This is a genomic window from Halalkalibacterium ligniniphilum, assembly GCF_000334155.1.
GTDB lineage: Bacteria > Bacillota > Bacilli > Bacillales > Bacillaceae_D > Halalkalibacterium > Halalkalibacterium ligniniphilum.
Genome location: NZ_ANNK01000058.1, coordinates 25,598 through 35,519, shown reverse-complemented (window position 1 = coordinate 35,519; position 9,922 = coordinate 25,598). Strand labels below are relative to the sequence as shown.

General features: G+C 40.1%; 12 protein-coding genes. 5 read left to right on the top strand and 7 right to left on the bottom strand.

All coding sequences use genetic code 11. The features are described 5' to 3' along the window. The 5 genes from urtB to BLT_RS0105680 form a co-directional block, all read right to left on the bottom strand. Nucleotides 1–894 (bottom strand): urea ABC transporter permease subunit UrtB (gene urtB, locus BLT_RS0105700; protein ID WP_017726844.1); only part of this gene is annotated, 894 nt, incomplete at its 3' end. A gap of 283 nt (nucleotides 895–1,177) precedes the next feature. Continuing rightward, nucleotides 1,178–2,473 (bottom strand): urea ABC transporter substrate-binding protein, encoded by a 1,296-nt coding sequence (gene urtA / locus BLT_RS0105695; RefSeq protein WP_017726843.1) that lies wholly within the window; start codon nucleotides 2,471–2,473, stop codon nucleotides 1,178–1,180. Between the two features lie 300 nt (nucleotides 2,474–2,773). Continuing rightward, nucleotides 2,774–3,094 carry an STAS domain-containing protein gene (locus BLT_RS0105690; protein WP_017726842.1) on the bottom strand — a complete coding sequence of 107 codons (321 nt, stop codon included), beginning with the start codon at nucleotides 3,092–3,094 and terminating at the stop codon, nucleotides 2,774–2,776. Nucleotides 3,095–3,112: 18 nt separating this feature from the next. Continuing rightward, nucleotides 3,113–5,146: a FapA family protein gene (locus BLT_RS0105685; protein WP_017726841.1), complete on the bottom strand. Its 2,034-nt coding sequence runs from the start codon at nucleotides 5,144–5,146 to the stop codon at nucleotides 3,113–3,115. 368 nt (nucleotides 5,147–5,514) lie between these two features. Then, nucleotides 5,515–5,811: an IDEAL domain-containing protein gene (locus tag BLT_RS0105680; RefSeq protein WP_017726840.1), complete on the bottom strand. Its 297-nt coding sequence runs from the start codon at nucleotides 5,809–5,811 to the stop codon at nucleotides 5,515–5,517. Nucleotides 5,812–6,310: 499 nt separating this feature from the next. Here BLT_RS0105680 and BLT_RS0105675 point away from each other — a divergent pair, with 499 nt between their 5' ends. The 4 genes from BLT_RS0105675 to BLT_RS0105665 all read left to right on the top strand — a co-directional run bounded on the left by BLT_RS0105675 (nucleotide 6,311) and on the right by BLT_RS0105665 (nucleotide 7,808). Beyond that, the gene (locus BLT_RS0105675; protein ID WP_017726839.1) at nucleotides 6,311–6,787 is read left to right on the top strand and encodes a HAMP domain-containing protein; all 477 of its coding nucleotides are present in this window, start codon (nucleotides 6,311–6,313) and stop codon (nucleotides 6,785–6,787) included. Nucleotides 6,788–6,857: 70 nt separating this feature from the next. Further along, complete coding sequence (locus BLT_RS0105670; protein ID WP_017726838.1) at nucleotides 6,858–7,175, top strand: hypothetical protein; 318 nt, start codon at nucleotides 6,858–6,860, stop codon at nucleotides 7,173–7,175. 350 nt (nucleotides 7,176–7,525) lie between these two features. Beyond that, nucleotides 7,526–7,660: a transporter associated domain-containing protein gene (locus BLT_RS24920; RefSeq protein ID WP_394295498.1), complete on the top strand. Its 135-nt coding sequence runs from the start codon at nucleotides 7,526–7,528 to the stop codon at nucleotides 7,658–7,660. Next, nucleotides 7,644–7,808, top strand: coding sequence for a transporter associated domain-containing protein (locus BLT_RS0105665; RefSeq protein WP_394295497.1), 165 nt, complete (start codon nucleotides 7,644–7,646; stop codon nucleotides 7,806–7,808). Before BLT_RS24920 ends, BLT_RS0105665 begins: the two co-directional genes overlap by 17 nt. A 166-nt stretch (nucleotides 7,809–7,974) precedes the next feature. Here BLT_RS0105665 and BLT_RS0105660 read toward each other — a convergent pair whose 3' ends face one another. Then, the gene (locus BLT_RS0105660) at nucleotides 7,975–8,190 is read right to left on the bottom strand and encodes a hypothetical protein (RefSeq protein WP_017726837.1); all 216 of its coding nucleotides are present in this window, start codon (nucleotides 8,188–8,190) and stop codon (nucleotides 7,975–7,977) included. 337 nt (nucleotides 8,191–8,527) lie between these two features. Between BLT_RS0105660 and BLT_RS0105650 the strand changes: the two genes are divergently transcribed. Beyond that, nucleotides 8,528–8,887, top strand: coding sequence for a hypothetical protein (locus tag BLT_RS0105650; protein WP_017726835.1), 360 nt, complete (start codon nucleotides 8,528–8,530; stop codon nucleotides 8,885–8,887). 19 nt (nucleotides 8,888–8,906) lie between these two features. On the opposite strand, the gene BLT_RS0105645 is transcribed toward BLT_RS0105650, so the two are convergent. Then, nucleotides 8,907–9,563, bottom strand: a complete 657-nt coding sequence (locus tag BLT_RS0105645; protein WP_017726834.1) for a potassium channel family protein — start codon at nucleotides 9,561–9,563, stop codon at nucleotides 8,907–8,909. Between the last annotated feature and the right edge of the window lie 359 nt (nucleotides 9,564–9,922).

The window sequence follows — 9,922 nt, the reverse complement described above, 5'->3', positions numbered from 1 at the left end:
AGAGCGTGATTGTGTAGAAAACATCCCAGATGGACGCCATTGTAAAAATAAGATGATAAGAGCAAAAACGAGTACTTTCCCCATTGAAGCATCTGTCCAATATTCAAAAATTGTGTTAAATACCCCAATCCCTAAAGCACCTGCTACCGTACCAATCAGCATGCCTACGCCTCCTACAACAACGACCATGAAGGCATCCACAATATAATACGTCCCAATGGTTGGGCCTATTGGTCCAATTAATGTTAGGGCTGCGCCTGCGATTCCAGCAAAGCCAGCTCCAATGGCAAAGGTAATACCATCTACTTTTCGTGCAGAAATCCCTAAGCAGGTTGCCATCTCCCGATTCTGCATGACTGCACGAATTTTTCGTCCATTTCGCGTCTTGTATAAAAACCAGGCAAGGAGTAAGAAGCTACAAGCCACGAGACAAATAATAAATAAACGGGTATAAGGAAAGGTTGCGCCAAAGACTTCAAGCCCTCCGCGAAAAAAGCTAGGATTTTCTACACCTACATTCGGTGCTCCAAATATCGTTCGAACCGTTTGTTGAAGAATTAGACCTGCCCCAAATGTTGCCAGGAGACTATCGAGCGGCCGTCCATACAAATGTCTAATCACTGTAAACTCCAATAACATTCCGATTAATGCAGCAACCAAAAATGCAAAAGGTATCGCTAAGACAAAGTACCAATCAAACATCGCTACTGGAAAATATTGTGTAAACACAAGTTGGACTACATAGGTTGCATAAGCCCCAATCATGATTAATTCTCCATGTGCCATATTGATGACTTTCATTAATCCAAATGTTATCGCTAGCCCTAAGGCAATCATTAATAAAATGGACCCAAGGCTAATTCCGTTGAAAGCTTGTATGAGTATTCCTTCCATTTCGCATCCTTCCTTTGTTCTTCAAGTAAAACGAGGCCGGGACATAACGAACGTGTATGATTGAACATGCGAACAATGCACAACCTAGCGGAGGAAATAGACGTAGACTCCTGCGGGAGCAAAGGCAAGGGTGAGACCCCACAGTGCGAAAAGCACGAGGAGGCTCACCAGCCGCCCGCGGAAAGCGAAGGATATTTCCGAAGCGATTGCTATGCATAAAACGATCATGACGTTCGGGTTTCTCTTCAATAAAAACTCTTTTGTCCCAGCCCCATCTTTTGGTTTAGTCACCTGCTACTGCACTGCTAATTCCACTTGCCCAATCATAATTATCCAGGTAAGGATCCGGCTTAACAGGTTCACCTGAATTCCAAAGCTCTAAAAATTGACCATCTGATTGAACTTCACCAATTCGTACCGTTTTATACACGTGCTGGTTGTCCCCATCCACTTTTACAGGACCACCTGGAGCATTAAATTCAATCCCTGCTGCAGCTTCACGCACGGCATCAACATCGGTTGTCCCTGCTGCCTCAACAGCTTGAGCCCATAAATGAACCATGAAATATGCAGCTTCGATCGGATCTCCAGTGACGCGATCATCACCATATGCTGCTTTATAATTCTCTACGAAGCTTTGATTCTCTGGTGTATCCGTAGATTGATAGTAATTCCAGCTTGCAAGATGTCCTTCAATAACCCTTGCTCCAATACCACGGATTTCTTCCTCAGCCACACTTACAGATAATACTGTTACATCATTTGACGTAATGCCTGCATCAGAGAGCTGTTGGAAAAAGGCTACGTTGCTGTCACCATTTAACGTATTAAAAATAACCTGTGGTTTCGACTCGCGAATTCTTGAAATGATCGTATTGTAGTCCGTATGTCCAAGTGGTGTATATTGTTCATCAACAAGCGTTGCCCCATTTTCTTCTAATTGAGCTTTAATAATTTGATTGGCTAGTCTTGGAAATACATAATCTGAACCAAGTAAGAAAAATTCTGTCCCGCGGTTTTCAAGTAACCAGTCAACTGCTGGAACAATTTGCTGGTTCGGTGCTGCACCTGCATAAAAAATATTTGGAGAAGCTTCCATTCCTTCATACTGAACGGGATAAAAAAGCAGCCCATTGTTTTCTTCTACGATTGGGAGCATCGCTTTCCGACTGGCAGATGTCCATCCACCAAAGATGACAGCTACTTCATCTTGCTGTAAAAGCTTAGCTGCACGCTCTGAGAATACCGGTGGTTCTGATTGACCGTCCTCTATAATCGGAACAAGCTCCTTTCCTAATACACCACCTGCCTCATTAATCTCCTCAATTGCAAGCAATTCAGCATCACGTACTGACGTTTCACTCATTGCCATCGTTCCACTCAAAGAGTGAAGAATTCCAACTGCAATTTGGTCATCCTCTACTTCAACAGGCGCTTCATCTACTTGGCTTTCACCTGTCCCTGTTGTATCTTCACTTGTTGTTTCACCACTACCACAAGCGGCGAGAACGAACATGAAAGATGCGAGCATCCACCCAGCAAACCATTTCTTTTTTTTCTTTACTGTATTTCTCTCCATAATCGACCTCCTGATTTCTATGTATTTATTTCATTACGTTACAAAGATTATCAAGATTTCTGAACATTCACAGCAATTACGTAAGATATTCTTACAGGATATTTTCTGACGTTGATGTCGCTTTGTACCTCTCCTTTTATCCATTTTCGATTTTTTTTCTGATTTTTGCATGAGAACTGCAAGATAATAAGAGCCCAAAACAAGAATGTATGTTCGTTTTTTGGAACAAAAAACTCTAAGCAAACAGAAAAGTATAGCCTGTACTTTCTACTGTCTGCTTAGAGATGTTCTTACGAAGGTCTAATAATTGACCTGATAGATTTGTTCCCCTAAAATTTTTGGAAATTGAAGAATGTCAAATACTTCTTTTAAGTGATTCGAAACCTCAACCACCTTCACATCGATCTTTTCATCCTTCAAGTAGTCGACCACCTGCAAGAAATACTCTAATCCAGTGGCATCCACAGCTTCAATTCCTCGAAAGTTCATAGTCACACGCTTATAATGTAAGAGATCGCGATATTGATTTGCTGTATCTTTCAGCTTCACCTGAATGTCAAGGGTACCGTTTAACATGACCTCAACCTCTGATTCGTTTTCAATAAACTCACAATGGAACAAACTGTTTCCTCCAATCGATTAATTTAGTAAAAGATGACCATCCTCTCCAAGTCTTGCGTTTATGTAATGGGCTTCTTTACTAAATTTATATACCCGTTTTCCGACTTGGATCGTTGTATTTTCCATCACGTGATCAATCATGATATGTTGGTCATTTGGAACACTGATTTTTGTGGAAGCACCTGCTTTTGAGCCAACGGTTCCTAATCTTGCTCCACATCGCGCGAACGCTTCTCCTCCTATCAGAACCCCATCTATTTCTAAACGAGAACCCGTATAGACTTTGCTGTTATACACACCCTTTCCTTTTACAATGATGTTCCCACTGCAATAAAGGTTACTATTCATGGCGTATGAACAAGTAAGCTCAGAATTCGGCTCAGGTGGCAAAATACTAATTTGATGGACATGCTTAACAAATCGTCCCATCTTTCTTATATCTTCTATGTCTTTAAATCCTTCAGGATGTAAAGTTAAGAAGCCTGTTCGAAAACGCTTAGCTAACCCTTGCCATTCTTCATCCAAAGCTTCTTGGTTTTCGTTGACTTTCGTTACAAATTTTTTGACGAGAGGCAAGAATGATTTGAATTTTTGTTCCAATAATAATTTTAATATTGAGCTTAAACCGAGAACCTTTGTATCATTATCTCGAAACGCGTTTGAATCATTCAGCTGTTCGATGGCTTTAATAATGAGCGTCAATTGCTCAGAAATGTCTCCCAGTAGATGTCCTAGCTCTGCAACTAAAAGATTGCTTCTCCCTGCCGTGACCTCACTATTAATCAAATTGTGTCGCACATTGATTGAATTTCCTGCTTGCAGTGTCGCTTCAAGGACATGCTGATTGACGATAATATTTCCATCTGCATGGACGAGCATATTGTCTTCGACCGATCCTTGAATTTCTACATCTCCTGTAAAACGGATATTTCCCGTCGCAATGTTTACATCACCAGAATGATACAAACGAGGCATGACCGACGCTCGAATTAACAGACCTTGCCGCTTTACTTCTGGCCGTCCCGATTTAATGGCAACGAGCTTTTTATCATCGACAAACATTGTCCCCTTTCCAGTCCGAACAATCAATGGTTTGCCAGGCTGACCGTCTACATCTTCACCAAAAACATTTATTCCTTTTTTCGCTGGTTTCGGTGGGCCAACAACACCTAAAACGGTTCCTTCCTCAACAGTCGGAATGTATTTTGTTTCCCGAAAGTCGACCGTCCCATCCTCTTTTACTTGAGGTGTTAATTCTTTATAATCAACTTCTACATTAAATTCAATCGTGCCATCTTCCCCGTCTTTTGGCTCAATCCCTTGCGCAACAACATATGTTCCCTCTTCTTTCGCTTGACAGGCGTGCTCGATCAAATCCATATCAAGTCCGTACGTAATCCCGAGCTCATTGACCTTTTTCAAGACATCTTCCTTTTGTAGCTGTGCAACTGGAATTTTTGATTTCGTCGCATGAAGAGTAATTTTTCTTGCAGGCGGTTGATCGACGAGTGAATAAACGGTTTGATAGCCTGGCTTCACGTGAAGAGTTACTTTTTGTGCAAGGTCATCTATTTCTAACGACCAAACCGTTTCAACCCGTTCTTGATTAAACTCGACCATGAGCTGGTCTTGTTCTAACACGATTGTTAATCCCTCGATAAGTTCCCCGTTCCGATAAAGCTTAACATCTGCTCCCACTTCAATCATCGGGTAACTATCACTCTTATCCCGGCAAAAGATTTGACCGTCTTTCACCCATACAAGGCCAGATAAATCTTCTTCGTCAATCATTGAGAACGGCTCCTCAGAAGGGCTTTCTGTCTTTTCTGGAAGATTAAAGGCTTCCATAATTTTTTCAGGTGAATCCAACGCTTCAACGTTTCTTTTTGTCACCTTCACAACAGCGAGCTTATTTCCTAGGCCGAAGCGTCTTTTTCCTCCCTCTTCCAGAATCTCGATATCTACCTGATCCCTTGTTGCCTGTAACATTTCAAGAGCCATTTCTACTGCTTCCGCAACACTTTTTCCTTTTAGTAAAACACTATTTGCCATACATGACACTCCTCTGCTTTGCGGCAAAACATCATCCATTCAACTACCTTTTCAAAGAAGCTTTTGTCACCATTATAATCTCAGATTAGGAAAAAAGAAATAGACCTGAAATTTGGAAAAAGTATACAGATAAACTACCACTCGAGCAGCAAATCAGAGATTTTTTTCTGTGAAAAGGGGACGGAGCTTCAGTTGGTGAAACAATGAACCACTTCCGCTCACACCTCCTCATTGAAATGGTACACAGAATGCTCGGGCAAACTCATTTTCATCCCAGTGACAAGCTGTGCTTTTTAACTTATTTCAAATATATAAAAGACTCACTTAGCACCATTGACGGTCAAGCGAGTCTTTGTCCTTCATTTTAATTAATAAAAGGTGAGGTGGATCTGTTGTCCCCGTTCAGAGACCACTTTTCCATGCCGATACTCTTTATATAATTGATGAAGTTCGTTTGTGTGAAAAAGGAAATCCTCTTTCTTTTTTTCCTCTAAAGCACGGTCAATCGCTTTTTCGATTCTATCTCTACGATGATTAAAAATCGCATACTCTAAAATCGCTTGAGCATAGAGTGATTGGACTATTGAATCAGGACGCTTTCCGACATTTGTTAAATTTTGCAATTGACGAAGCGCACCTTTATCTCTAGCAAAATACGGATTCATCGTTCATATCCCCCTTTGTTAAAAGATAAATTAAGTATAACCTTTCAAAGCTGTCTAGCTACAGATACCAGCGGCTCGAGGGTGCTTCAACTTCTCCTGCGGAAAACAAAAACCGTTTTCAAATCAGAGGTTCCAGCGTTTGTCGCCACTTGGTGGGCCCTTGCGCTTTCCTTAGATGAGATCTTGTTATAGACTTATACCCCTTCCCTTAAAGGGAAAAACCTTGAAACTTCTTAAGTGCTGACTTTCTTTCTACTTTTTTGCATTAAATCGAACTTTTCATCCCATCGACCCTTTCAAGATCGTACTTTTTTCATAAAATGAATGTTAAATGTTTTACTTTCATCAACTAAGGGGATAGATTAATATTTAGTGATATTTTAGTTTCTCTATCTATGGATCGATGAAAAAAGTAGGATCATTCGGATATTGGCCTGAACTGCTTGGCTTTTTTCTACATGATACAAAAGAGTAGGGAACAGAGGAGGATTTTGCAGGAATGGAAATCACATCTTATTGGCATAGCATTCGCCTACGTTTTATCGGGGCGATCATCATTGTCCTGCTTGTAAACAGCACCCTTTCAAACCTTATTTACTCAATGATCGAATCGGCTGTGGAGGCTATCTTTGAAACCACCACTTCTCTTGCACCAATACTCGTTTGGTTAAATAATTTTATGAATGTTATCGTAGCGACGATTATTATTACGGTCTTACTGAATGTGTTAATCATTCGTCCTATAAAGACAATGAATGAAAAAATGAAGCAATTTGAACAAGGGGAGCTTGGCACTCGTTTGCATATAAAAGGAAAAGGTGAGGTTGCTGTTTTAGGTAAGCAGCTGAACTCGCTTTTCGCTAGCATTGAGTCATTCCAACTCAAACAAGAAAAGCAAATTAACCTTGTGGAAAATAAAACCATAGAGGTTTCTGAGCAAGTCAATCACTTAAAGCGACATACGGAAGCTCGCTGAACGTTCGGTTGAAGCAACAAAAGAAATTTCTAACAATGTTGATCGCATTTTATCAAATGTTGCCATTTCAGTGGTCCAGTCGGAAGAACGCGCGGACGAGATAAAGGACAGTTCAGAACAAATTCAACGAATGAGTGTACGATTCGAAAAAATGATTCGTTCAATTTTTTCAAATACCGAGTCAGTAGAAAACATGACTGATCGGATAACAAACCTGGCGAGCTCAAGCCAAGAAATTGCAAACGCTATGGAAACAGAAACAAAAAATACTGAGGAGACGACACAGCACCTCGTTTCGATGAGTCATTCCATCAGTGAACAATTAAAAGAAATCGAACGTATCCAAGTTTCCATTAATAATCTTAAAGACTCCTTTCGTACCATGTAAACTTCCAAATAAAAAGGAGGCTGGTACGTAAAGAACGTGTATGATTGAACATGCGAACAATACACAACCTTAGCGGAGGAAATAGACGTAGACTCCTGCGGGATCAAAGGCAAGGGTGGGACCCCACAGTGCAAAAAGCACGAGGAGGCTCACCAGCCGCCCGCGGAAAGCGAAGGATATGTCCGAAGCGATTGCTATGCATCAACGATCATGATGTTCGGATGTCTCATCAATAAAAACTCTTTTGTCCCAGCCCCTTTTTTATTTGGAAAAGGTGACAAAGCGAAGTCCTGGTGTACTAACAACTCAAGTTCCATTTCCTTATTTAAGCACCGGAACATGACGATCAAATAAAGCTTGTCAAACTGCTTGATCCTTCAACCTACATTTTTTATGCAGATTACTCGATTGATGAATTTGCACGCTTTACAAACGTTGAAATTCCCGATATATCCTACCATACACTTGGTGGCTGGGGTCGTTGAAGAATTTCAACGGATTATTCCATCAAAAGGTGAGACATTCACATTTGAGCATTTAAGGTTAGAAGTGGAGGAGGCAGAAAATCGTAGAGTACGTAAAGTGAAAGTCCAGCTCGAACCTCCAAAACAAACAGCTGTCATCCCTGAATAAAAGATAACGAAAAGCACCTTGAGCGCAGAACCGACCCAGGGTGTTTTTCTTGTTTATGCTCTTTATGTTGCAAGAAACGCATCTGCTTTGTTCACTCACGCTAAGAGTTAAAAGCCTGTAAATAGACAGCCTTGAACATTATCTTAAAAAACATTTCAATAATTTTTCATTTTTCTTTAAAGCCTTGAATGCTTGTTATTTCTTTTAGCGAAAGGTGATGCACTTCCTTTAAGTCATCATCATAAATTAAACAGGTATTCCGTTCTGCTTCAAACGAAAGAATCCTTCCAATAATTGGTTCATACCTTAAGTGAATGTGAACCGTGACTAACCTATTTTCTTGAATCCATCTGTTCAACAACGCAATTTGATTGATTGTCAAAGCCAAACGCCCCTAGTTGTTAAAGTTCGTAGATTTATTATAGCTTCTTTTTTCCTGTTGTAAAATGGATGAATTTCCCCAAACACTGGAACTACTAGCACTCTTGCACTGACTTTTTTACTAGTCCACATCTGCGCTTTCCTCCATTCTTCTATTTCTGTTAGCTTTATCGTTCGTTCGAAACATAATCTTTTAATTTCCAATTTTCTTTTTTAATATTTTTTTATAAAGATAGAGCTTTTCGTTCATTTTTTATTGTTCCCATCGCTTGCGCTCTAAACCAAATTAGGATAAAATAAATACGAACATACGTTCTTTTAAAGGAGTGTACAAAATCATGCCCTTACTATCCGATAAAGAACAAGACCTCCTCCGCCGCTACATTATATTAAATGTCGTTCGCCAAGCATTTGAACGGGATATTGAAGCATTGGCTCAGCTTCAACTTAAGTTTAGTGAACCGCTTATGGAGTTTTTCACGAATCAATTGTATTCAGTTAGTAAAGAGCTAACCCCGTTAAAGCGAGCAATGGCTCGTCAACAATTGACAATTGAGAAAAGTGTAAACGATGGATTTTTCACAGAATACGTTTATCGCTATCGAGGGTATGAAGGGGTCACAAGGATATTAAATGCTCAGCTAAAGCATGCAGCATTTTCATACGTGACAGCCTTACTAAGCAACAAAAAAGAATAAGTGGGTTTGATGCCCACTTTTACACTCCTTCTGATTCGAATCGTTTCAAATCATTTTTATGTCCAATCACAATTAAAATATCCCCTTTTTTGATTTCATCAGTTGGTTTAGGTGCTATGTTAATGTCTTCCCCTTGCTTAATGCCCAGAATGGTGCAACCATATTTTGCACGGATGTCTAACTCAACTAACGTTTGGTTCGCAATTTTTTCCGTCGCCAATAATTCGACAATGCTGTAGTCAGGAGAAAGCTCGATGTAATCCACAATCTTCTCAGAAACTAAATGTTGAGCAATACGGATCCCCATATCTTGCTCAGGGTGAACGATACGATCAGCTCCAATTTTCTCCAAGACACGCTGATGGTATTCGTTTTGCGCCTTGACCCAGACATTCTTTACACCTAATTCCTTTAAGAGCAAAGTACAGAGAATGCTTGATTGAATATTATCCCCGATAGCGACGACAACATAATCAAAGTTTCGAATTCCAAGGGATTGAAGTGACTTTTCATCGGTTCCATCGGCTATCACACTGTGTGTTGCATATCTCGTCATTTCACTGACCTTATCATCATTTATATCAATGGCTAATACTTCATGTCCAAGCTTATAAAGCTCCTTGCACACGCTGCTTCCAAATCGACCAAGTCCAATGACAGAAAACTGTTTTTTCATGCAGCAAACTCCTTCTTCGCAATCGTTCCTAAAGTGTAGTGATGAAAAGATGTACAACGGTGTGGGATTAACCCGACCATTGCCACTACTCTCATATCTTACACTATAGATCAACGATTTCAATACACAAAAAAAACTGATTAATATACACAGATAAAACATTCCATTATTTATTTTACCTAACTTGTCTCATTCATAGTCGGATACGATAAAAAATTATTTTCACACGGTTTGTCCTATGGAGATATCCAAGCTAAACATCGTATTCATTATCTCTTCTTTGCCCATTATGGTGAATGTATATTTCTAAGAACGGCAAAACCCCTTTTGCCATTTACGATTGATAGCAAACAGGGGCT